Source organism: Bacteroides sp. MSB163, assembly GCF_036416795.1.
Taxonomy (GTDB): Bacteria; Bacteroidota; Bacteroidia; order Bacteroidales; family Bacteroidaceae; genus Bacteroides; species Bacteroides maternus.
In genome coordinates this window covers 42,869-69,636 of sequence record NZ_CP143867.1, presented here as the reverse complement: position 1 = coordinate 69,636, position 26,768 = coordinate 42,869, and the positions used below count along the sequence as shown (strand labels likewise).

11 protein-coding genes are annotated in these 26,768 nt (G+C 41.0%); 9 read left to right on the top strand and 2 right to left on the bottom strand.

Annotated elements, in window-relative coordinates:
- Positions 1-11: 11 nt before the first annotated feature.
- Together VYM24_RS00220 and VYM24_RS00215 are read left to right on the top strand one after the other, a co-directional pair.
- Positions 12-1,769 carry a RagB/SusD family nutrient uptake outer membrane protein gene (locus tag VYM24_RS00220; protein WP_330941182.1) on the top strand — a complete coding sequence of 586 codons (1,758 nt, stop codon included), beginning with the start codon at positions 12-14 and terminating at the stop codon, positions 1,767-1,769.
- A 17-nt stretch (positions 1,770-1,786) separates the two neighbouring features.
- On the top strand, positions 1,787-3,400 hold the full coding sequence (locus tag VYM24_RS00215; RefSeq protein ID WP_330941181.1) for a TIM-barrel domain-containing protein: 1,614 nt from the start codon (positions 1,787-1,789) through the stop codon (positions 3,398-3,400).
- 51 nt (positions 3,401-3,451) lie between these two features.
- On the opposite strand, the gene VYM24_RS00210 is transcribed toward VYM24_RS00215, so the two are convergent.
- A complete protein-coding gene (locus tag VYM24_RS00210) occupies positions 3,452-7,483 on the bottom strand; it encodes a hybrid sensor histidine kinase/response regulator transcription factor (RefSeq protein WP_330941180.1) in 4,032 nt (1,343 codons plus the stop codon).
- A 607-nt stretch (positions 7,484-8,090) separates the two neighbouring features.
- Between VYM24_RS00210 and VYM24_RS00205 the strand changes: the two genes are divergently transcribed.
- From VYM24_RS00205 to VYM24_RS00175, 7 genes are all read left to right on the top strand, one after another.
- Positions 8,091-11,411 carry a SusC/RagA family TonB-linked outer membrane protein gene (locus VYM24_RS00205; protein ID WP_138291872.1) on the top strand — a complete coding sequence of 1,107 codons (3,321 nt, stop codon included), beginning with the start codon at positions 8,091-8,093 and terminating at the stop codon, positions 11,409-11,411.
- Between the two features lie 13 nt (positions 11,412-11,424).
- Positions 11,425-13,449 carry a RagB/SusD family nutrient uptake outer membrane protein gene (locus VYM24_RS00200; protein ID WP_330941179.1) on the top strand — a complete coding sequence of 675 codons (2,025 nt, stop codon included), beginning with the start codon at positions 11,425-11,427 and terminating at the stop codon, positions 13,447-13,449.
- A gap of 96 nt (positions 13,450-13,545) precedes the next feature.
- Entirely contained in the window at positions 13,546-15,630 is a 2,085-nt protein-coding gene (locus VYM24_RS00195) for a six-hairpin glycosidase (RefSeq protein WP_330941178.1), read from the top strand.
- A gap of 11 nt (positions 15,631-15,641) precedes the next feature.
- A complete protein-coding gene (locus VYM24_RS00190; RefSeq protein WP_330941177.1) occupies positions 15,642-17,033 on the top strand; it encodes an alpha-d-galacturonidase in 1,392 nt (463 codons plus the stop codon).
- Between the two features lie 25 nt (positions 17,034-17,058).
- A complete protein-coding gene (locus VYM24_RS00185) occupies positions 17,059-18,429 on the top strand; it encodes a family 43 glycosylhydrolase (RefSeq protein WP_330941176.1) in 1,371 nt (456 codons plus the stop codon).
- Positions 18,430-18,521: 92 nt separating this feature from the next.
- Complete coding sequence (locus VYM24_RS00180; RefSeq protein WP_330942296.1) at positions 18,522-20,219, top strand: polysaccharide deacetylase family protein; 1,698 nt, start codon at positions 18,522-18,524, stop codon at positions 20,217-20,219.
- A gap of 33 nt (positions 20,220-20,252) precedes the next feature.
- Positions 20,253-22,577, top strand: a complete 2,325-nt coding sequence (locus tag VYM24_RS00175; RefSeq protein WP_330941175.1) for a glycosyl hydrolase 115 family protein — start codon at positions 20,253-20,255, stop codon at positions 22,575-22,577.
- Positions 22,578-22,647: 70 nt separating this feature from the next.
- On the opposite strand, the gene VYM24_RS00170 is transcribed toward VYM24_RS00175, so the two are convergent.
- Positions 22,648-26,679: a hybrid sensor histidine kinase/response regulator transcription factor gene (locus VYM24_RS00170; protein WP_330941174.1), complete on the bottom strand. Its 4,032-nt coding sequence runs from the start codon at positions 26,677-26,679 to the stop codon at positions 22,648-22,650.
- Positions 26,680-26,768: the final 89 nt, after the last annotated feature.

The following is a 26,768-nucleotide window of genomic DNA, read 5'->3' as shown; positions in this document are numbered from 1 at the left end:
AATAGAACGATATGAAACTCAATTATAAATTATATTCAGTTTGTCTGTCCTTATTGATGACATTCTGTGGTTGTGACAGTTTTCTGGAAGAAACTCCGAAAGGGTCTATTAATGATACGTATGCACAGACGGAAAAAGGTGCTGAAGCTGAGTTGCTGTCATTGTATCAGATCAATACCGAACTTCTGGAACAGTGGTTTATGGTAGGGGAATTAGGAAATGACCTGATGGCTTATGGAGGTAATGTACGTGACTACTGGAAAGGACTGATTACCTATACCGATACATACATGATTGATAATAGCAGCAACGAAGGCCTCTGGAAATGGTTGTATGTAGCACTTTCCACTATCAATACAAGTATCAACTCGATTAATGCCGCAGATTTTCATTCGGAAAGCAAGCGTAGTGAACTTCTTTCGGAAGCTCACGCTTTGCGTGCCTTTTATTTACATCAGATTATTGAAATCTATGGACCTGCCGCATATTATGCTGAGATGCCTATTACCAGTCCGGAAGAGATAGGAGGAACCCAACCGGGGATTGCTGCTTTTTATAAGCGTATTCTTGCAGACCTGGAGATTGCAGACCAAAGTCTGAAAGCCCCTTCCGAAGTACGTTCATCAAATTTCGGGCGTATGGATCAGGGTATTGCTAAGGCCATTCGGATGCGTGTCTTGATGTCTCTGGCAGCTTATGATGAAACATTGATCGGTGAGGTTGGGATGCAGAACAAAAAGCACTGTTATGAAGAAGCGGTGAGAGTGGCTACCGAATTAAAGAATGACTATGGATATAAATTAGAAAGTGATTTCAGTCGCATCTTTTCACCGGATAATACTGAAAATAGTGAGATTATCTGGTCCATACAATATGGCAACACGACATTTGATGCTCAGAATAATTTCATCCATCGTTATTGGGTTTCACAGGTAAACCGTTCGGTGCGTTCTTATTCTAAGACAATCAATGGTCTGCAAGCGCATAGTGTCTTCTATGGTCGTGAATATCGTGCTGTGATGCCTACTTATTATTTTATTCATGTATTTAATAAGTATGATAAGCGTCGTGATGCAACTTTTATATCAGGTTACTGCCGTACTGACGATTGGAATGAACTACCTGATTTTTCGGACACTTTATTGATCCGTGCACTCGATGTTCTTCCTCAAGAAGTTAAGTCGGCTTATGAGAATAGAGGTATTATCTGTGATGATGTAACTGATATTTACGATATAGAAACGGGAGCAGTCCTTAATAATTCCAATGTTCGTAGTTGTGCCAATAATGTGACTAAATGGCTGGATAGCAGTCGGTCAACTGCAAAACAGGAATATGCCTATAAGGATGCAATCTTGATTCGGTTGGGAGAAGTCTATGTGACGTTGGCAGAAGCGTATACCCGTCTAGGCAGAAAAGATGAAGCGACACAGGTGATAATGGAACTTCGTCAACGGGCTTTAATGCCAGGACACGAAGAAGCATTGACTGTAAATCTGGAAGATATTGATATTTCATTTATTCTGGATGAAGGAGCCCGTGAACTGGGAGGGGAACTCTTCAGATGGCAAATGCTGAAACGTGCGCTGGACAAAGATGCATTCTGCCAATGGATTAAAGAGAAAAATCCCGATACAAATCCGGAAAATGGAGTAAATGGAATAGGGATTAAACCCTACCACATTAATCGTCCGGTACCCTTGTCCACTATTAATAGTTACAAGGTTCTGAATATAGAGTTTAAGCAAAACGAAGGTTATGCACAATAATTAGAAAACAAAACAATATGAAGAAGCTTTTATTACTTACAATTTCAATTCTGATATGTGTGTCCATGAGTGCCCAAAATCCACCGATTACTCCGGCGTGGGCTTTTGAACATGTAGCATGGGAAGATAGTATTAATACGGCGGATGGAGCAAAAGCACTGGTCGACGGGTATTTAGAACGTAATATTCCGGTAGGTGCTGTTATCATTGATAGTCCTTGGAGTACGACCTATAATGACTTTAACTGGGACATGCAACGCTATTCGGACCCGAAGGATATGATTAATTATTTTAAGAGTAAAGATGTGAAAGTGCTTCTATGGCTTACAGGAGCAGTCAATATAAAGTGTAAGGATACCCGTTTTCAAAAAAGCGATACGTATGATGAGGTCGTTTCTAAAGGGTATGGCATAAATCAGAGTAAGCCGCATGTCTGGTGGAAAGGAGAAGGGGTACATATCGACTTTACAAATAAAGAAGCAGTAGCTTGGTGGTATAAGCAACTGGATAAAGTCTTTATCGATGGTGTCTATGGCTGGAAGGTAGATCAGGGAGAATTCTGGTTTGGAGATATTCTCGATACGTCTATTGGTCAGATGAGTAATGAGCAGTTCCGCCCTTATTACTACGATGCTATGTACGATTATACGGTAAAAAAGAACCCGCAAGGCATCATTATCGCTCGTCCCTATTCACATCAGGGAGGTTATGCAGCCAGTGTGGAAAAGATGAATATGGGATGGTGTGGAGACTTTTCCGGTGACTGGAAGGGCTTGAAACTGCAAATTCAGAATATTTATCAGTCGGCAAAGCGTGGCTATGGTTCACCGGGATGCGAAGTTGCTGGTTTTTTCATGAAGCGTTCCAATAAAGAGCAGTTTGTGCGCTATGCACAATTTGGATGTATGACCGCCTGTATGATTAATGGCGGTGAGAATGGCGCTTTCAGTAATCATCTGCCTTGGTGGCATGGCACAGACGTAGAGAATATCTATCGTTATTGTGTTGTTTTGCATGATGAACTGATTCCCTATTTATTTTCAACAGTTGTGGATGCACATTTGCATGGTGGGTCTTTGATAAAAAATGCATCTTATGAGGAAGAAAGCCATCAGGTGGGAGATTATTTATTTACCAAAGCTATCACGTCGGCTGATAACCGTGTATCGTTTCATCTTCCTTCCGAAGGAGAATGGATTAATTTCTATGATGGGACTAAGTATGCTCCCGGCAGTTTGATAGAGGAAGTGTATGCGTTAGAGCGTTTTCCCTTATTTGTGAAGGCAGGAGCCATTCTGCCGCTGAATGTAACTAGTGGGCTAACCGGACTGGGTGATGCTTCGATGGTGGGACGCAAAACTATCATGATATATCCTAATGGGACCACTACTCGTCAGCTGCATCTTCCGTGTGGAGATGGCATTGAGTATGAAGATTGTCTGGTGACTTATGATGAGAAGACGGGTAAACTGAAAGTTAGCAGTGGTATATCTCAGAAATATACTTTTATTTTAAAGAATATGCCGTCTGTGAAGAAAGTGAAGAATGTTGCTTCTTGGAAGTATAATGCTGAAAAGCAGGAACTCCGTATTGATATCGAAGGTAATACTTTAGACATAGAAATACGTTGATAGCTATAGGAGGGATGGACGTGTTTCCTTAGTGGAAGACACGTCCATTTTCTATTTCTTCTGTTTTATATACTCCGACGGTGCCATTCCATATTCCTCTTTGAAGCAATTCCGGAAATATCCCAAGTCATTGAAACCGCTTGCATAAGCCGCTTCCGAAACATTGAATCCTTCTTCCATCAATAAGCGCAAGCTGTTTTTCAGTCTTATTTTCCGGATGAACTCATTGCCTGAGATTCCAGTCAGTCCCTTTATCTTTCGGTAAAGGGTGGAGTGACTCATGTTCATCTTGCCTATCATGAAGGGCATGTCCAATTGGGGTGTGTCGATATTTTCTTCTACTATTGCAGTAAACCTGTTCAAGAATTCTTCGTCCAACCGGCTTAGTTGCATTGTTTCCTGAACTTGTTCCGGTTTCAACTCTTTGGTACGGTTGGTTATCAGCAGGGCTAACTTCTTTCGTGATTCCAGCAAATTGTGAACACGGCTGTGCAGCAACTTGGCGCTGAATGGTTTCGTAAGATATGAGTCGGCACCGCTTTCGTAGCCCTCTTCCTTATCCTGGATGGAGTCTTTGGCCGTCAATAGAATGACGGGGATATGGCTGGTGCGAACATCTTCTTTTATCAGTTTGCATAATTCAATACCATCCATTACAGGCATCATAATGTCGCTGATAATGATGTCAGGGATATATTTCAGTGCTTGTTCTACTCCTTCTTTTCCGTTAGTAGCAGTCATTATGTGGTAGTTGTTGCTGAAAGAAGTAGCGATGTATTCGCGAATATCATCATTATCTTCTACAACCAGTATTACCGGACAAGTATCATTGTCTTCCTCTTTTAAGCTTTCCGTTTTTTCTGGAATACTTTCCGTTCTGTCTTCTTTATGCAAGGCATCGGGATAAGTATTTTCGGTGAGAATCCGGAAAGTGAAAGTCGTTCCTTTACCCGTTTCACTTTCTACATGCAGACTGCCTTCGTGCAGGTTGGCCAGTGATTTGACTAATGCAAGGCCGATGCCTGTACCTGACGCCTGATGTTTTCCTTTCGCCTGATAATAACGGTCGAAGATATGCGGCAGTGCGTCAGCATCTATTCCGTATCCGGTATCGCTGACCACTATTTCTGTATATTGTTTGCCTTCCTGATTTATCGGATGCATAATCAGGTTGATTTCTCCTTCCGGGGTGTATTTTATGGCATTTGATAACAAATTATCCAGTATGGTAGAGATGATATCAGTATCAAAATAGAGTTTAGTCTTTGAGGGCTGAACACGAATGTGGAATTTTACTCTATCGTTCCGATTCAATTCTTTGTAACGCAAACCTATTTCTGTAATCAGACTACTTAAATCTCCTTTGGTTACTGTTAGTTTTCGGTTTTGTGTTTCCGTCTTGCGGAATTCCAGTATTTGGTTGATAAGGTTCAATAACCGGATAGCACTGCTGTGAATCATCTTGATTTTATTACTATAAAAAGCAGGTACGTTAGAGTCATTGACTAAATCTTCCAGTGGACCGAGTATCAACGTTAATGGGGTGCGCAGTTCGTGTGTGATGTTGGTGTAGAAGCGCAGACGTTCGTTGTTAAGTTCCTGTTCGTTTTGGCTTTTCTTTTTTTCCAGTTCAAGGGAGTTTTCCAGCATGAGTTTACGTTTGTAAAAACGGAACCAGATATACACACACAATAAGACCAGCAGAATATACAAGACTTTCGCATACCACGTCAGCCATAGAGGTGGATAGATGTGTACTTGTAATGTGGCTATATGACTATCGTCCCACTCCTGATTTCTTAACCTTGCTTTTACTTTGAATGTATATTCTCCCGGGGAAATATTGCGGAAAGTAATCATGTTTTCTCCTAAAGTATTGGTCCATGTATTTTCCAGTCCGTCAATCATATATGCATATTCCACCTGTCCGCTTTGCGAATAGTCCGGTACGGTGAATGAGATGCGGAAAGAATTCCGGTTATAGGGCAGGTTGATGCTTCCCTCAGAGGTCGGAATGATAGTTCCTTCATTACGACTTTCTATCTGGTTATTCAGACTTCTGCATTCGATAATCTGTACAGGAGCCACTTGGCGTTCTGCGATCAGATTTTCCGGATTGAAATAGCAGACACCGTTTAGCGAGCCGAAATAGAGTGTGCCATCTTTTGCCCGGCAGGCCGAACCTTCAATAAAGTTTCCCATAGGTATGCCGTCACGATAGTCGTAACTGTCGAATTTCTTCTTTTGCTTGTTCCAAAAGGATATTCCATCGTTGGTACTGAGCCAGATATTTCCGGATGCATCTTCTTGAATGGCACGTACGAAGGTGTCTTCAAGTCCTTGCTCATAACCGTATGCTTCAAACTCTTCCGGACGGGCTGTATCTTTAATGTATCCTATTCCGTTGCGTGTGGCAGCCCATACGCCCCCCTGAGAATCCATGTAAAGACTATTGATGGCATTAGAGCAGAAGCGAGTGCCTTTGTTCAGTTTGGCTACCAGCTTGTTTTCTTTGTCAAGGACAGCTATTCCTCCGCCATAAGTACCTATCCACAACTTACCTTGCCTGTCGCGGAGAATGCCATATACTGATCGGTCTGGCAATAACCGGTTGATTTCGTCTTCTTTGCGGAGAGTACCGTTGCTGTAGCTGTATATTCCATATTCGGCGCCTATCCATATTTTTTCATCATTTTCTTTGAAAAAGGTGATGATATCTACATCCGCCATATCCAATGGAATACGTTCGATACGTTCGTTACGGATATTGAATTTTAGAAGACCGTCGTCGTATATTCCAAGTAATAATGCGCCTTGCTGGTCGCTGATGATGGAAAACACTTGTCCGTATGGTCTTGAAAGTTGTTTGGTTATATCTATACTTTTCAGGAGTTTATTGTCTTTGAATAATGTTATTTCATTCTCACCGCCCAGCCAGATTTGATTGTTCTCATCCTTGCAGATTCCCCATACAGGCTTGTGCTTGGTGATATTCCCTTTTTCGGTCATATAGGGCAATATGTGGAATTCCGGTTGGCTGTGGCTGATAAAATCTATACCGCTACTGTAATTGCCTATCCAGATATTTCCGAAAGAATCCTGTAACAAGGTGCGTATATTTCCTGATGTAACCCCGTGCTTGCTATTGTCCGCGGTGATATTATAGAACTGCACCTTTTCAGGACTCTTAAAAGTTATACTGTGTAAATCGAGTATACTGATTCCGCCGATATCACTGGCAATCCATAGCGTGCCGTCATTCATTTCTTTGATATCGTAAATATGGTCGGCAATCAGAGAATGAGGGTTATCGGATTCATGCCTGAATACGCTAAACTCTTCTGTTTTCGGGTTAAATAAACCCAATCCCCTGTTGGTTCCTACCCAAATGTTTTGCAAATGATCTTTATAAATGGAATAAATACTGTTTCCGGGCAAACTTTGCGGATTATTGTTTGTATGACTGAGTTTACGTACTGTTTTGTTTTTCAGGTTTATAATACTCATTCCGCTTTGGGCGTGTCCGATATAAAGATGCCCTTCTCCATCGTCGAAACAACACCAGTTGGATTTATTTAGGTTCTCTATACCCATATCAGCGAGCGATGTGAATGTGTGGCTATGTTTATCGTAATGAACAATGTTCCCGTAATGTGGAGTCAGCCAGATTCCCCCATCGGAGGCATGAGACAAGTGCACGATATTATCCGCCCTTACCTCGTCTCTGGATGTGTAAGAGTAGAATTGATAAGTGGAACAGTCCAATGCGCTTATACCGTCGAATTTTCCACCTATCCATACCACATTTTCTGTTTCGTCATATAGTAGTACATTTAGTGCATCATTGATTAATTGTGAGTTGTTACTTTTATAGGTGGTGAAGTTGCATCCGTCAAACCGGTTCAGTCCAAGTTCTGTTGCCACCCAGATGCAACCTTGTTTATCTTGTGCAATGTCGCGGACATAATTGTTCGACAATCCGTCTTCTACGCCCAGATGTCGCAAGGTATAAGGTTGTGCCATGCCATCGATACAGAATAGCAGCCGGCACAGCAAGAATAGAAGAAGTTTGTAGCTTCGCATGATTGTTCCTATTTTAGGGTTGTCTTTGCAACAAATATACGATAAATCTGTATTTGATGTACTTGTTACTTTGGTTTTGCCCAATTTGCCCTTGTGATTTGACGAATTTGCCTTGCCTTTGTATTGCTGTAATAAGCACTCTTGTCCTTTTTCTCATTTCGTTGGCTTGTTGTGCAGAAATAAATAAAAGTAGGCTGACACTCTTAGTTAGTTTGTTGATAATCAATGAATCACATTTATATTCTATTTACGCCATAATGTAAAAGCATTTACCGCCGTATGTAACGACCTTTACCCCTTATTGTAACGGTCTTTACCTCGGTATGTAACGACCTTTACCTCGGCATGTAAATGGAGTTACCGTGTGGGGTGAACCAAGTTATCATTTGGAGTAATGTAAGATAATCCATATCGGTTCAGTAAAGCTCCCCGGAGAGATTGGTCAAAGAGTGGGAGAAAACAGTCATGACGAATTTGTCCTTTCTTGAAAGTGAATTTGTCCCCTATGCTTTCTTTATTACTTCGATATCTTTGCATATCCCATAACGGGACCAGTTTTTGAGATTCTATTAACCTTATTATTATTATCTAATTTAAAAGGAAAACAATGAAATCAGATTCTTTTAGAAACAATCGGAAGGCGCTTGCGGCCTTATTGCTTTGCACTGGTTTCATTGCCGGACAACCCCTCACGGTGAGGGCTACGGGCAATGAACAAAGTGTGCAAACGGTTCAACAACAAATCAAAGTTTCCGGAACTGTAAGTGACGCGATGGGGCCGGTTATCGGTGCCAGTGTTGTAGAAAAAGGGAATACATCTAATGGCACTATTACTGATGTCAACGGTAACTTTTCTCTTTCAGTACCTTCCGGTGCAACGCTTCTCATTTCCTATATAGGATATAAAGCGCAGGAAGTACAGGCAGTGGCAGGCAGAGTTATTGATGTGACTTTGAAAGAAGATACTGAAATGCTTGATGAAGTTGTGGTGGTAGGTTTTGGTACTCAGAAGAAGGTGAACCTGACCGGTTCGGTGGGAATTGCTACAGCGAAAGAGTTGGAATCACGTCCGGTATCATCGGCAACACAGGCTTTGCAAGGCTTGGTTCCGGGTCTGAAAATTACGACAAATTCCGGAGCTTTGGATCAGAATATGAGTATTTCCGTACGTGGTACGGGAACCATCGGTTCTTCAAGTGGTTCTCCATTGATATTGATTGATGGTATGGAGGGCGATATTAATACGGTGAATCCGCAGGATATTGAGAATATCTCAGTGCTGAAAGATGCGGCGGCCTCTTCTATTTATGGTTCGCGCGCACCGTTCGGTGTAATTCTCGTTACGACGAAGAAGGGTAAAGCAGGTAAGGCTACTATCAATTATAATAATAGTTTTCGTATAGCCAGTCCCATAGGTTTACCGGAGTCTATGGATTCATACACTTTTGCCGTATTAATGAATGAATCTCTCAAGAACAGTGGCAAAGCAGCCCGATTTTCAGACGAGACTATGCGGAAGATGCTCGATTATCAGTCTGGTAAACTGACTGGCGGTATGGATCCCAGTCCTAGTAATCCGGATGCTTGGAATGATGTGTGGCAGTATGCCTATGGTAATACGGATATTTATGATGAACTTTATAAAAGTACGGTATTCTCCCAAGAACACAATGTGAGCGTATCAGGGGGCAGTGAGAAGATGACCTATTATGGTTCTTTCAATTATCTGGATCAGGGTGGTTTGTTGAAAATCGGTGAGGATGGCATGAAACGCTATAATATCACAGGTAAATTTACCAGCGAACTGACTGATTGGTTGAAGTTTAACTTCACAACTCGTTTCACACGTAACGATGTATGGCGTCCACGTAAGTTCAATGATACCTTTTACCGGATGTTCGGTCGGCAGAACTGGCCTAATATTCCGATGTACGATCCCAATGGTAATATCTTTGGCTATAATGCCGTAGAGTTGGAGCAGGGCGGACAACGCGATGTACAGACTGACCGCCATTATTATCAGGCAGCCCTTATATTTGAGCCTGTAAAGAATTGGATTACTAATGTAGAATTCAACTATAGTATTATGAATCAGAAGGTGAAAGAAACGACATTGCCTTCATATCAGTTGGGACCCACTGGAACCGAACTTTATCGTGAAAAGGATTCAGGATTATATCAGGAAGATAAAAAGGAAAACTATCTGAATCTGAATATTTATAGTGAATATGCACATACGTTCGATGAGGCGCATAACCTGAAGATTATGGCCGGATTTCAGGCGGAAGAGATGGAACAAAGTGACTTGAATGTTTTCAAGAATGGATTGATAATGGCGGATATGCCGGAATTTGATTTGACGAACGGACAGTTGAATAGCGGTTTGGCTAAAGATGCTACAGTGCATGGATATAGCAACAGATGGGCGACTGCCGGTTTCTTCGGACGTTTGAACTATGATTATCAAGGTCGTTATTTGGTAGAAGCCAATATCCGTTATGATGGTACTTCCCGTTTTCGTCGTGGTAATCGTTGGCAATGGTCTCCATCTTTTTCTTTGGGGTGGAATATCGCACAGGAGAAGTTCTGGCAACCGATGCAGAATGTTGCCAATTTGCTGAAACTACGTTTTTCGTATGGACAGTTGGGCAATCAGAATACGAATACATGGTATCCTACTTATCGTACTATGACGTTAGGTGTACTGGATGGAGGCTGGTTACATAATGGAACTAAACCTAACACTGCAAAGGTAGGTGATTTGATTAGTACAGTCTTGACTTGGGAAAAAGTCCGTACTTGGGATATCGGGTTAGACTATGGCTTCTTCAACAATAGGTTGACGGGATCGTTCGATTACTTTGTCCGCTATACAAAAGATATGGTGGGAGATGCTCCTGAATTGCCTCTGACTTTGGGTGTCAACCCGCCTCAAACCAACAACTGTGATTTGAAAACAAAAGGATGGGAAGTCTCATTGGCGTGGAGAGACCGCCTGAAGAACGGATTGAATTATGGTATCAGTGTTTCATTGTCTGACCAGCAGACTTATATAGACAGTTATCCGAGTAATAAAACCGGTTCTTTGACTTCCGGAAGTTCTAACACGGGAGTTAAGTGGGCGTATATTACCGGACAAAAAATAAACCAGATATGGGGACTTGAGACAATAGGTATAGCCAAAACACAGGAAGAAATGGATGCACATCTTGCTTCATTGCCTAAAGGTGGACAAAGTGCCATCGGAACACAGTGGGGAGCCGGTGATATCATGTATAAAGATTTGAACGGCGATGGTAAGATATCTACGGGTGCCAACACCTTGAGTGACCATGGTGATTTAAAAGTATTGGGTGATGCTAACCCGCATTATTTCTTTGGTATTGACCTGACTGCTGATTGGAAAGGCTTTGACTTCCGTTGTTTCTTGCAGGGAGTTTTGAAACATGATTTTTGGCCTGGTGGTGATTCTACCACAAACAATGACAATGCCGGTGGTTATTTCTGGGGTGTCCGGGGTAATGTGAGTGAATGGCATATACGAGGATTTGTGCAACACAATGACTACTTCCGTGCTGAATCGTCCGGTCTGGAAGGGTATGAGCTTCCGGCGAATACCAATTCGTATTTCCCTCGTCCTCTTCTTAGTTATGCAGATGGTGGTAAGAATCAGCGTGTGCAAAGCCGCTATATGCAGAATGCCGCTTATATGCGCTTGAAGAATCTACAACTTGGCTATACATTACCTGCGACATGGACAAAGAAAGCAGGAATTTCAAAATGTCGTTTGTTTGTTTCAGGCGAGAACTTGTTGACTTTCACTTCTTTGTTTGACGTTTTTGATCCTGAAACTTGTATAGGAGGTGTCGGTGGCAATGTTTATCCGTTGTCAAGTACATGGTCATTCGGTTTGAGTTTAACTTTTTAAATAGATGAATAATATGAAAACATTATATCGAATAGCATTAACCGCAACATTCGTTTTCGGACTCACGGCTTGTGATGATTTTCTGGATAGTGAACCAAAATCATCCGTAGACCCTGATAAATATTTCACGGAAGTTTCCCAGTTACAGGCCTATGCGGATGAAATATATCCGCGGGTTCTTCCTGGTAGTAATTATGGATATTATGGTACTGATGACCAATATACTGATAATCAGATACCCGAAACCGCTCCTGATCGTTTCTTTGAAGGACAATGGAAGGTGCCCTATTCGGGAGGAAACTGGTCGTTTGAAACTATATATAGATTGAATTTTTTCTTTTCAGAAGTGTTGCCTCGGTTTGGAGATGATTTAAGTGGTTCACAGAATACGATATCCGGTGATTTAGCCAGTATCAGACATTATATAGGTGAAATGTATACCTTGCGTGCACTTGAATACTTTAAACGCTATCAGTATTTTGGTGATTTTCCTATTATTACCGAACCTTTGCCAGATGATGAGGTTGTGCTGAGTGAAGCCAGCAAGCGCATGCCTCGTAATGAAGTTGCTCGTTTTATCTTGTCTGATTTGGATAAGGCAGCTAGATTGATGGAAGGGAAAAACATGACAACTACCCGCATTAATCGTGACCTGGCTTTATTGCTAAAATCACGTGTTGCTCTTTATGAAGGTACTTGGCTGAAATATTTTAAAGGTACTGCGTTTGTTCCCAATGGTGAAGGATGGCCGGGTAAATCGAAAGACTATAATGCCAATTACCAGTATCCGGGCGGAAGCATTGACAGTGAAATTAATTATTTTCTTGATGAGGCTATTTCAGCTTCAAAGGAAGTGGCTGAAAAATATAAGAACTCGTTGACTGCGAATACAGGTGTATTACAACAGAACTCTGGAGACCCCACTAATCCATTTTATGATATGTATGCAACAGATGATCTTTCGTCCTATCCCGAAGTTTTGCTTTGGAAACAGTATACGTATGGGGTGTCTACGCATGGAGTATGTGTTGGTGCCAATCAGGGCAACTGGGCTTTGGGTGTAACTCGTGCTTGTGTACAAAATTTCCTGATGGCGGATGGTACTCCTGTTTATAAGAACGGTTCTTATTCGGATGGTAACGGAAATTATACAGGAGATAAAACGATTGCAGATGTGCGTACCAACAGAGATTCACGCTTATCTGTCTTTTTGAAAGAACCCGGACAGAAGAACATTCTTATAGATGGAACAAGTCCGCTCAGTACTTTCTATCGTACGCAACCTTATCCGGGTATCACTGACGGTGCTAATCAGACACGTGCCACCACTGGTTATCTTTTGAGAAAAGGTGGCTCTTTTGATGTGAAACACTATCAGGACGTGTGGGCCGGCTTTGTTGGAGTAGTACTTTATCGTTCGGTAGAAGCATTGCTGAACTATATGGAAGCCAGTTATGAAAAGAATGGGACATTGGATGGAACAGCACGCGAATATTGGCAGATTATCCGTCGCCGTGCCCATGTAAACGAAGATATTGATGTTACAATTGCTGCCACTGATATGGCGAAGGAAGCGGAAAATGATTGGGGGGCTTATTCTGCAGGAAAGATCTTGACGGATAAGACATTATATAATATTCGTCGCGAACGTCGTTCGGAATTCCTCTCTGAAGGTTTGCGTTATATGGATGTGTGTCGTTGGAGAGCTATGGATCAGATGATTTCAACTCCTTATATTCCAGAAGGAATGCATCTTTGGAATACACCGATGGAACAATGGTATCAAGGGTTGGTAGCAGATGGTTCGGTAAATGCAACCGTATCGCAGAAATCGGATAGTGAATATCTTCGTCCTTATCGCAGAACCAGCACTCAGAAGTGTTATGAGGGTTACAAATGGAAGATGGCTCATTATCTGGAACCGATCATGGCAAAGCAATTTCTCATTACATCTTCCGATGGGGTGACAGTTGAGAGTTCTCCTATTTATCAGAATCCTTATTGGCCTGTGAGTGCAGATATGGCTGCTGAACAATAAAGTTCATAGGTGATTGAGAGGGGCATTTACTGTTAGAGCAAATGACCTCTCATTTAAACTACAATTCAATTTTAATTTGAATCAAGAATCGTTAATATGAGAAATGGGTTATTAAAGAAACTTGGAGCTGCTTTTAGTCTGTTGATGGTAGCCAGTCTTTTATCTGCCGGAAATAGTCCTATTGAGTTGAAAGTCAATTCGTCGACCGGAGCTCTTAGTGAACTAAAGATACAGCGGGACGCGCGTGGTATGAACTGGCTGGTGAGAGTTGACGGCACTCAATATGCCTGGGTGAAAGAAAATTATGGCTGGGGTCTGGGATATTTCACTGTAACTAAAGGACGGGAAAGTATTAAGAAAGAGTGGAAGAATCCGGTTGAAATCAGTGCGGACGGTATGGAAGTAATGTACCGTGAGAGTGATATCCGCATTCAGATTAAGCGAAGGCTGGAAGAGGATAATTTAGTGGAAAGGTATACTTTCACTAATATAGGTGAAGAAGCTGTATCCCTTTATGATATGGGTATTTATACTCCTTTCAATGACAATTATCCCAGTGCGCAGGAATGTATGAATTCCCGTGCCAATGTTCAGATATGGGAAGGTGAAAATGCCGCTTATGTCAATGCTATTCGCATGGGAGCTTATGCACCTCACTTAGGATTGATGGTGACAGAAGGTGCTGTAAAGAGTTATGAAATATGGGAACGAGGACGTAAGAAAGCAAACTCACATACCAGAGGGATCTTTGCATTAAATGTGCCCGATATGCAACTAAAACCCGGAGAAAGCTATTCTTTGGAATGGTATATCTTTGCTCATGGGGGTAATGATGATTTTTGCAATAAACTTTTAGAACGGGGGAGTGTGCTTGTATCGTGTGATAAATATGTGTATCAAAAAGGAGAGGTTGCCCATGTAGAACTTCGTAGCCTGAAACCGTTGAAGACATGCAGAGCTATGATAAACGGTGTACCGGTGGCAGTAAAGCGAAAAGGAAATATCTATATAATAGAAACACCTATAGAACAAGCTGGCGAAATCCGTTTTGATTTCTATTACAATGGGAACAAACAAACGCACGCTGACTGTCTGGTAATTAACTCTGTGGATGAACTGATACAAAAACGGGTTAACTTTATACGTACTAATCAACAAATGAATAATCCTGCTGACTTGCGTGACGGTGCTTACATGGTTTACGATAATGAAGGGGACAGCATTTACCTGAATGATACGCCGAACTGTAATCCCGTAGATCGTGATGAAGGTGCGGAGCGCTTGGGAATGGGAGTACTGCTGGCTAAACAATATTTGCTGACTAAAGATTCTGCATTAAAAGAGTCGCTTTTAAGATATGCTAGGTTTGTACGTAGTAAGTTACAGACGGATGATTATGTCACTTATTCCAGTGTGGATAAGAAGCAACGGAACCGAGGATATAATTATATGTGGGTAGCTGAATTTTATTTCCAGATGTATAAGTTGACGGGTGACAGGCAGTTCGTAACGGATGGCTATAAAACACTTAAGTCTATGTTTCGTCAGTTTGGTCATGGCTTTTATGCGATAGGGATCCCTGTCAGGTTGGGATTGCAGAGTCTGAAGGTGGCTGGAATGGAAAAAGAATATAAAGACTTGATGAAAGACTTCATCAGGACAGGAGATATATTTGTAGAGAATGGTCTGAATTATCCGGCACATGAAGTGAATTATGAACAGAGTATTGTAGCTCCGGCTATACTGTTTTTGGCACAGCTTTATCTGGAAACGGGTATTCAGAAGTATTTGGATGAGGTGAAACGGCAGATGCCCGTATTGGAAGCTTTCAATGGGTTTCAGCCCAGTTATCATTTGAATGAAGTCGCTATTCGCCATTGGGATGGGCATTGGTTTGGTAAATGTGAAATGTTTGGTGATACTTTCCCGCACTATTGGAGTACAGTGACCGGAGCCGTATACTACTATTATGCATTATGCACGGGTGATACATCTTACCAAGTGCGTGCAGAGAATGTGGTGAGAAATAATCTTTGTCTTTTCTTTGAGGATGGAAGAGCTTCATGTGCTTATATGTATCCATACAAGATTGATGGAGTAAAAGCACAATTTTATGATCCTTATGCTAACGATCAGGATTGGGCATTAGTGTATTACCTATTGGTGAATAAAGGATTATAGAAATGAATACTATGAAAAAAGAAGTATTTATAAGAATTTTAGCAGTATTGGGCTTGGCTGTGCCGGCTTTGCTTCCTGTCTTTGGACAATATGTAACAGTAAACATAGATGCTCCTTTCCCGATGGAACCGATAAAAGAATTTATCTTTCCGGAGAAAGATTTTTCTATTGTGCAATATGGCGCTGTAAAGGGAGGAAAAGTCTGCAACACAGATGCAATAGCCAAGACAATAGATGCTTGTAATAGAGCAGGAGGTGGCAGAGTATTAGTGCCTGAAGGAGAATGGCTTACAGGACCGATACATTTGAAAAGCAATGTAAATCTTTATCTGGCAGAGAATGCGGTATTACGCTTTACTGATAATCCGTCTGATTATTTACCATCTGTAATGACTTCATGGGAAGGCATGGAGTGTTATAACTATTCTCCATTAATTTATGCTTTTGAGTGTGAGAATATAGCTATAACAGGCAAAGGAATGCTGAAGCCTAAAATGGATACTTGGAAAGTCTGGTTTGCTCGTCCCGAGGCTCACATGAATGCATTGAAAGAACTTTATACGATGGCATCTACAGATGTTCCTGTAGAAAAACGAGAGATGGCTGTAGGGGAGAACCATTTGCGTCCGCATCTGATACAATTCAATCGTTGTAGGAATATCTTACTTGATGGATTCAAAATCAGGGAAAGCCCATTCTGGACTGTGCATATGTATATGTGTGATGGCGGCATTGTTCGTAATCTGGATGTAAAAGCTCATGGACACAATAACGATGGGATTGACCTTGAGATGACCCGTAACTTTTTGGTGGAAGATTGTACTTTCGATCAAGGAGATGATGCGGTGGTAATCAAGGCGGGACGTAACCGTGATGCATGGCGTCTGAATACACCAACAGAGAATATTGTAATCCGTAATTGCGACATTGTAGAGGGGCATACTTTACTGGGTATTGGCAGTGAAATTTCAGGGGGTATCCGTAATGTGTATATGCATGATTGCAAAGTGCCACAATCCGTCAGAAGGCTCTTTTTTGTCAAGACCAATCATCGGCGTGGAGCATTTGTGGAGAATATCCACATGGAGAATATCAAAGCCGGGCATGTACAACGGGTACTTGAAATAGATACAGATGTGCTTTACCAATGGAAAGATCTTGTTCCTACGTATGAGGAACGCATTACGCGTATTGATGGCATTTATATGAAAAATGTGACATGTACTTCGGCTGATGCCATTTACGAACTGAAAGGAGATGCCAAACTTCCTGCCAGGAATATAGTGATTGAAGATGTATATGTGGGTGAGGTAAAAGATTTTGTAAAGAAGGTAGATTACACGGAAAATGTGGTAGAAAAGAATGTTTCCTATTCCGTATTGAACCGTACAGGTGATAAATAATTTTGTTTTCTAATAGATAATAGATATGATAAAATTGCTTTTGTTAGTAGCTTTTTTTTGTGTAGGGTGTGCAGGAATCTCGAATGAGGGTTCCGGAAAGATTGTTTATAATGGAGTCCCTTGGTTCGATAATCAAGGAAATATAGTAAATGCACACGGTGCCTGCATAGTGGAGGATAACGGTAGATATTACCTTTTCGGTGAATATAAATCAGATAAAAGTAATGCTTTTCCGGGCTTTAGCTGCTATTCTTCAGATGACTTGGTGAACTGGAAATTTGAAAGGGTAGTGCTGCCGGTACAACCTGACGGTATTTTGGGCCCCGACCGGGTAGGTGAACGGGTAAAGGTGATGAAATGTCCCTCTACAGGAGAATACGTCATGTATATGCATGCGGATGATATGGGGTATAAGGATCCTTACATTGGCTATGCTACATGCAGCACAATAAATGGAGAGTATAAGTTGCAAGGTCCTTTACTTCATGATGGAAAGCCTGTTAAACGTTGGGATATGGGAACCTTTCAGGATACGGACGGTAAAGGTTACTTGCTTATCCATCATGGACCTATTTATCGGCTGAGTGATGATTATCGTTCCATAGAGGCGGAGGTAGCTTATGTGAAAGGCTCAGGAGAATCGCCTGCCATGTTTAAGAAAAACGGTATATATTATATGCTCTACTCCAATCTGACCAGTTGGGAGAAGAATGATAATTTCTATTTTACGGCACCGAAAATTGAAGGTCCTTGGACCAAGCAAGGGTTGTTCTGTCCGGCAGGAAAACTGACTTATAATTCACAAAGTACGTTTGTCTTTCCGTTGAAACGGGGCAATGACACAATTCCGATGTTTATGGGTGATCGCTGGTCATATCCTCATCAGGCTTCGGCGGCAACTTATGTATGGATGCCTTTGCAGGTGGATGGAATAAAAATATCAATACCTGAATATTGGCAATGTTGGGACATAAACACTTTAAAGCCGGTAGATGCCTTGCAGAAAGGGAGAGAGATTCCTATCAAAGAAATGGAATTCACACGAGATTGGAAAGAGGAAAATAGTCGCTTGGCTTCAAATACGAAAGGAAGTATTTTAGCCATTCCTTTTAAAGGGACACATATTGCGGTAGTGGGTGAATCAAATCCTCACAGCGGATATGCCAAAGTAAGTGTATTAAATGATAAGAAAGATACGGTTTATTCCTCATTGGTTGACTTTTATAGTAAGTACCCGGAAAAGGCAATTCGTATCATGACTCCAAAGATGTCAAAAGGAGATTATACATTACTTATAGAAGTAACAGGCATTATGCCAATATGGACAGATAAAACGAAAACAATCTATGGAAGTGATAATAGTTTTGTGACGGTTGACGCCATTTATAGCTTTTGATATGTACGATAATACAAAGGATGGTACATTACTCCATGCATCCTTTTGCTATTCTTTCTTATCTTTGCTGAAATTTTTATAGAATGAGAAACATGAAAATCAAGCTACTGTCTGTACTTTGTGCATTGTTGGTTTTTTCGGCTTTTACAGCTGAAAAGAAAGATACCATTACCATCTTTATGATTGGTGATTCTACCATGGCCGACAAAAGTCTGAGGAATGGTAATATTGAGCGTGGTTGGGGACAAATGCTTCCTAACTTCTTGACTGATGATGTTGTGGTTGAGAACCATGCCCGGAATGGAAGGAGTTCGCTTAGTTTTATCAATGAAGGACGTTGGGATACAGTTGTTGCAAGGCTGAAGAAAGGTGATTATGTATTTATCCAGTTTGGTCATAATGACGAAAAGCCATCGGAGAAACTCCACACTGATCCGGGAAGTACTTTTGATAATAACCTGCGCCGTTTTGTAACAGAGACACGTGAGAAAGGAGCTTATCCGGTGTTGTTTAATTCAATTGTGCGCAGGAATTTTCCACCGGAAGGGGCAACGGAAAATAAGGGTAGCTATGAAAAAGAAGGAAATATATTGGTAGATACACATGGAGAATATTTGATTTCTCCCCGCAGGGTAGCCGAAGAAATGGAAGTACCTTTTGTCGATTTGAACAAATTAACTCATGACTTGGTAGTTGGGATGGGAGTGGAAAAATCAAAGGAACTCTTTATGTGGGTGCCTGCGGGTAAGTATGACTTCTGTCCGAAAGGAAAGGTAGATAATACCCACCTGAATATATATGGTGGAAAAGTGGTGGCAGGGATTGCTATTGAGGCTGTAGCCAAAGTAGTGCCGGAACTGGTGCCATATATTCGCTACCGTGATCCGGAAGTATATGTAGCTGACTATAAGGACAATAAGGAATGTGCTGTCAGCTATACTTTTGATGATGGTCTACAGGAGCACTATACGCTTGTTTTCCCAGAAATGGAGAAGGTTGGATTCAAAGGAACTTTTTGGATATGTGGGAATATTATAGAGCATGACATTGCACAGCAAGGTAAGTCACGTATGACTTGGCCGCAGATGAAAGAAATGTCTGACAAAGGACATGAAATCTCCAATCATAGCTGGTCGCACGCGAATTTGAAGCATCTTAACTCAGATGGAGTGAAAATGGAAATAGAGAAGAATGATAGCATTATTGGAGCAATGATAGGTAAGAAACCTCTAACATTCTGTTATCCGTTCAATGCCTTTGATGAAGTGATATTGCGGAAAGCTTCTGAAGGTAGAGTGGCTACCCGTACAAGGCAATATGGGGTGGGTGGTGATAAATCGAAATCTACAGTTGAATCACTGGATAAATGGGTGAAGGAACTCATGATTGCCGGTGATTGGGGAGTGGCTATGATACATGGTATCTCTACCGGTTATGATGCTTTCACTTCCCCGAATATATTATGGGAACATTTTCGTAGAGTAAAGAATCAGGAAGACAATATTTGGGTAGGTACTTTCCGTGAAGTAGCGGCTTATGTGAAAGAACGGAAGAATGTACAACTGGATATTGTGAAAAAGAAATCGCAGTGGGTGGTTACACCTCGTTTGTCGCTGGACAAAGAATTATTCGACGAACCTTTGACAATGGTGTTGGATAAGAAAGGAAGGGAAAAAGTGAAGGTGTCTCAAAATGGAAAGAGTCTGTTGCTAAAAGAGCGGGATGATAAGCTGGTCTTTGATTTCACTCCGTATGGGGGAGCTATAAAAATAAGCTTTCTAACCGAATGATAGAATGTATCTTTGAAAAATAACTTGGAATATATGAAAAAAGGGGTTATCAGTTTAATTTTGCTTTTTATTGCGCAGCTTGGCTGGGCACAGTTTAATTTACGTTTCGGACAATCGGTTACATTGGCCTGTGACAAAACAGAAGCACAAGTGGTGCAAACCGCCTTGAAATTGTTTGCGCGTGATTATCAATCGGTATTTTCAGCTCCCGCCATTACAGATACCCGGAAAGGGGATATCATAGTGGGAACTGTAGGAAAAACTTCATTGGTAGAGGCAACTGGTGTGGATATTTCTTGTCTGAAAGATAAAAGACAAGCCTTTCTTCTGACTGTTTTACCGGATGGAAAACTACTGGTAGCCGGAAGCGATGCACATGGTACAGCTTATGGTATTATGGAGCTTTCCCGCCTGATAGGAGTATCGCCGTGGGAATGGTGGGCGGATGTAGTGCCGGAAAAAAAGACATCTTTCACTTTACCCGCAAATTACCAAACGACACAGTCTCCTTCCGTAGAATACCGTGGCATCTTCATCAATGATGAAGATTGGGGATTGATGCCTTGGAGCAGTAAGAATTACGAGCCTGCCGATCAGCAACAAATCGGTCCTAAGACGAACCGTCGCATCTTTGAATTATTGCTCCGCCTGCGGGCTAACACTTATTGGCCTGCCATGCACGAGTGTACCTTGCCCTTTTTCCTGACAAAAGGTAACCGGGAAGTAGCTGCCGAATTCGGTATCTTTATCGGTTCTTCCCATTGCGAACCAATGGTGTGCAATGCTGCCGGCGAATGGAGAAGAAGGGGAGAGGGCGATTATGACTATGTGAATAACAGTGCCTCCGTTTACAAATTCTGGGAAGACCGCGTGAAAGAAGTGGCAGGACAAGAAAATATCTATACTTTGGGTATGCGTGGCGTGCACGACGGGCAAATGCAGGGAGCTAAAACAGTTGAAGAACAGAAAGCTGTGTTGGAACGCGTGCTTAAAGACCAGCGTGGTTTGCTGGAGAAGTATGTGAATAAAGATGTTACCGCCATTCCGCAGGCTTTCATACCTTACAAGGAAGTACTCGACATTTATAATGCCGGATTGAAGGTGCCGGATGATGTAACGCTGATCTGGTGTGATGATAATTATGGCTATATCCGTCACTTCCCTACGCCGGAAGAACAAGTTCGCAAAGGTGGAAACGGCATCTATTATCACGTATCCTATTGGGGACGTCCGCACGATTATCTTTGGCTGGGCACCTTCAGCCCGTATCTGCTCTATCAGCAGATGAAACTGGCCTATGACCGTGGCATTCAGAAAATGTGGGTACTGAATGTAGGTGATATCAAACCTGCCGAATATCAGATTGAGCTATTCCTCGATATGGCATGGAATATAGAACAAGTGGTCGAAGAAGGTGTTACCGCCCATTTAAAGAATTGGCTGGGCAGAGAGTTTGGTACGGAATACGCAAAGACTCTGCTTCCGGTTATGCAAGAGCATTACCGCTTGGCCTATATCCGCAAGCCCGAGTTCATGGGAAATACGCGTGAAGAAGAACGTGACCCTATTTATAAGAAAGTAAAAGACCTGCCTTGGAGTGAACAGACCATTCGTCAACGTTTGAAAGATTATGCTGCTTTGTCTTCCGTAGTCGAAGAAGTTGAGGCCAAACTTCCTATCCACCGGAAGGATGCCTATATGCAATTGGTAAAATATCCCGTACAAGCTGCCGACCAAATGAACCGGAAGCTCCTGAATGCGCAACTTGCCCGTCATGGAAAGGTCGATTGGGAACAAAGTGATGCGGCTTTCGATAGCATTGTTTCACTGACGCGTCGGTATAACGCTTTGCAAAACGGAAAGTGGATTCACATGATGGATTTCCAACCCCGCAAACTTCCTGTCTTTAAACGTGTGGCACATGAAACTGTCGTTACACCTATGGTAAATGAGGAAACTCCTGCCTATAAATGGAATGCTATGGATTGTACAGCCGGAAATCCTTTACAGTGCGAAGGTCTGGGATATGAGGGCAAAGCGGCAGGTATCGACAAAAACACTTCTCTTACTTTTGCTTTTGATGATTGGAAAACCGATTCTGTGGAAGTTGAAATACGCTTGTTACCCAATCATCCTATGGATGAAAAACAACTGCGTTTCACACTGTCAGTTGATAAATCGGCTCCGCAAACCGTTTCTTATGAAACCAAAGGGCGTAGCGAAGAATGGAAAGAAAATGTGTTGCGCAATCAAGCGATACGAAAAGTGAAACTGCCTGTCGGCAAACGAGAATCGCATAAACTGGTGATTAAGGCATTGGACGAGGGTGTTGTTTTGGATCAGATCATGCTTTATTGATAATTCCAATTGTTACAAAATAGTTTAAGTAGAATCTCCCTTAAGAAATGGACTTAGGGGAGATTCTTGTTTACTTCAACTGCTTTATATACTCTGATGGAGACATTCCGTATTCCTCTTTGAAGCATTCTCTGAAATAAGATACAGAGTTCAGCCCAACCTGATGGGCTATTTCTGAAATATTATACTTTCCTGAGAGCAATAGTTGCTCTGCCTTCCTGAGCCTCAGTTTACGGATAAATTCTCCTGTTGACATCCCAGTCAGGGCTTTTATTTTTCTGTAAAGAGAAGAATAACTCATTGATAACTCCTGGGCTATTGTAGGCACATCTATTTTCTCATCCATCAAGTTTTCTTCTATGATCTTTGTTATTCTTTCAATGAATTCATTATCTATTTTGTTTAATGATTCTTTGATGATAGATTGCTTAAGATGGGTGCTTGAAGATATTAAAGAAGCTATTTTCTTTCTTCCTTCCAATAGATTGGCCACTCTGCTTTTAAGTAAAGATGCACTGAAAGGTTTGGTGACGTAGGAATCGGCACCGGCATCATATCCTTCTGTTTTATCTTGTAATGTGTCTTTCGCTGTCAGTAGTATTACAGGAATATGGCTGGTTGCAATGTTATTTTTAATTTCCTTGCATAATTCGATCCCATCCTTCACGGGCATCATGATATCACTGATAACTATATCGGGAATACTTGTGAAGGCAACCTGGCATCCTTGTTCTCCATTCTCTGCAACAATAACATCGTAAGCACCCATCAGTGCTTCAGCAATATAATCACGGATGTCGCCCTCGTCTTCTACTACTAAAACGATGGGTTTGCTTGATTTCTCTTCATCTATGGATTCTTTGAGATTAGTATTGATATGTATGGCATCGGGATAGGAATTATTGGTTATTAACCGGACACGGAAGGATGAACCTACATTAGGCTCACTATCCACCAGGATAGTTCCTTCATGCAAATCTACCAGGTTTTTCACTAAAGCGAGTCCTATACCGAATCCGGGTATGTTTTTTCTTATATTAGTTTGATAATACCGTTCGAATATACGTGAGATATCTTCTTGGGGGATTCCGATTCCTGTGTCAGCTATCTCAATTTCGGTGTATTCTACATCATTAGCTATTACTGACCGCAAAGCAAGCGTGATGGTTCCCTTATAGGTATATTTGAATGCATTGGATAAAAGGTTATCAACAATCATGGAAATTACTTCCTGGTCAAAATATATCTGTATTTTGTCTGTATCAGTAATCATATCAAATGTGATATCGGCATTCCTATTCAGTTCTTTATATTTGAAACCGATTTCCTGAATCTTTTCGACAATGTTTCCTTCAATTACACATAACTTCTTGTTTTGGGTTTCTGTTTTACGGAACTCCAATATTTGAGTGACCAGATTTAGCAAGCGGATTGTGCTTTTATGAATAAGAGAAATCTTTTTCATGTGTTCTTTTTGTATTCTTGAATCGCATTGTAGGTCCTCAAGTGGGCCGAGTATTAATGTTAATGGAGTTTTCAGTTCGTGAGTGATATTGGTATAAAATCTCAATCGTTCCTCATTTAATTCCTGTTGTTTCTGGGCTTTTTCTTTTTCGAGTGATAAAGAACTACGTAACTGCAAACGTTTTTTATAAGATTTGATAATGAAGAATACAATGGTGGCTATACTTACTATATATATCAATTTAGCCCACCAACTGAGCCAAAACGGAGGATTGATGCTGATGAACAGTGTTGAGTAGTTAGTTTGCCATTCCTGATTTTTATAACGCGCCTTAATATGCAATTTATAGTTACGATAAGGAATATTGCGAAATGTAACTTGATTATCTCCTCCTATATTAATCCAGTTTTCCTCTAATCCTTCCAGTTTATAGGCATATTCAACTTTACCTTGCAGGGATTTGTTCATGACGTTGAACGTTATGCTGAATATATTCTGATTATGGTTAAGCATGATTTTTCCGTTTGTCATAGGTATGGATGTGTCAATTGCATCTTCGTGAGGGTTTCTGCCATAGACTTTGAAATCGGTAAATATTACCGGAGGAAGAATTATATTCGAAGGTCTGTCTTTGGGGTTAAAGTAGCACACACCATTGATACTGCCGAAATAAATAGTTCCGTCTTGTGCCTTACCAACTGAGTTGTTCATATATGTACCGAATAGGGTACCGTCCTTATGGTCATAATTTAGGAATCTTTGCTCTGACTCGATGAAACAACTGATACCTGAATGGGTGCTCAGCCAGATATTACCTTCCGAATCTTCTTCAATGGAACAGACTAAATTGCAGGCTAATCCGTTTTGGGTATTAAACAATTGGTAAGTATCTGACTGCTCATTGGGGAATAAGACTAATCCTTCTGTTGTTGCAATCCAAATTCTGTTTTTAGAATCCCTGAATATCTGATTGATTACACAATTTTCGAATATAGTGTGCTCATTTATATGTTTCATGGTCTTACTCTCCGGATTATATATACTAATTCCTTTATTGAGAGTGCCGATCCATATATTCCCGTTTTTATCTTGTGAAACAGCTCTGATTTCATTAGTTAATAGTTGGCTGTTCTCTTTATTTAGAAAATCTTTTTTCTTAGTTATCAGGTTGTAAATTTCCAACCCGTTGCTGCTGCCAATCCACACATTTCTCTGATTGTCTTCAAAGAGACAATAGATAACCGAACCGTTTCCCTGCGGAGTGTAATGGATGAATCTGTCTTCTTTGCTTATAAAAATATCGATCCCCATTTCATTATACATATTTCCAAACCATAAATCTCCGTTAGAATCTTTTAGAGAAGAATGATAAGCATTTGATGAGATATCTCCTGTATCATGGGAATAAAACATACAATTCTTACCATCAATGTTGACATTGATACCTCCCCCGTCGGTTCCCATCCATACATTGCCATTGTCAGCAACACATATTGTTAATACTTCTTTGTCATTGAGCCCGTTAGTGACTCCCGGTATCTTATTGATTCTCCAACTATGAAAGAAGGATGAAGTGCTGCTGATAAAGCTGGCTCCTCCGCCGTTTGAACCTATCCAAATGTTTTTGAAAGAGTCTTCAAAGACACAATAAACGGTTGGATTTGATATTCCCCAATAAATATCTTGAATAAACATATGATTAACATTCTTTTTCCCGGATAAAATCAGGTCTGTGTCTTTGGAGTCAAAATAACAAAGATCAGAGACTGTACCTACCCATATTCGGCCATCACTGGTACTATAGACATTATAGACAGCTCCTTGCATCGTATAGTGAATTCCACTGACATCTTTGAAATTGCGGAATGTTTCTCTGAAGGGATCAAAAAGCGATAGTCCGCAGTTGGTTGCAATCCAGATTTTAGAATTGGTATCAACAAATATAGAATGGATAGTATTATCCGGAAGTGAATTTTTGTTTTGAGGTGAATGAGTGAAATTCTTAAAACTGTTGTTATCCGGAGAGAAAATAGTGAATCCGTTATAGGTATGTCCGATGTATAAATCACCATTACTGCCTTCAGCCAGTGTCATGATATCATTTGAGGGAAAATCAGGAACTGTCGATGTATTATAATGTATGAACTGTGAATTGTCGGGATTATATAAATCTAATCCTTGATTCGTTGCAATCCATACATTCCCGTTGGAAGTGACCAGAATATCTTTTATTTCATTGGATATCAGTGTCTCCGGGCTATTTTTATCATGCAAAAAAGATGAGAATTGCTGTGTTGCACAATCAAATACGTTCACGCCCATCCATCTGTTGGCAATCCATACCTTATTATTAATAGTGTCTGTAGCAATTTTATTAATATCGTTGCTATTAAGCAATTCTTTATTGGGTTCTTTTAGATAGACAGTAAATTTGTCTCCGTCGAATCTATTAAGTCCATATTTGGTTGCAAACCATGTGAAGCCATATTTGTCTTGGGCAATATCTGTTACATAGTTACTGGATAGTCCATCTTTCATGACTAAATTAATAGTCGGAATCTGCTGGCAGAAACCTTCTATGGAGTAAACTACTAACGAGAATAATAAGATTAACTTAAATGGGCCGTTCTGTTTCATCTTTCTACTGTTTTCATCTTCAAAATTACTACTTAATCTCAAACAAATACAAAAATCAGCATTAATCAGCATAATGATAGTCGCAATCC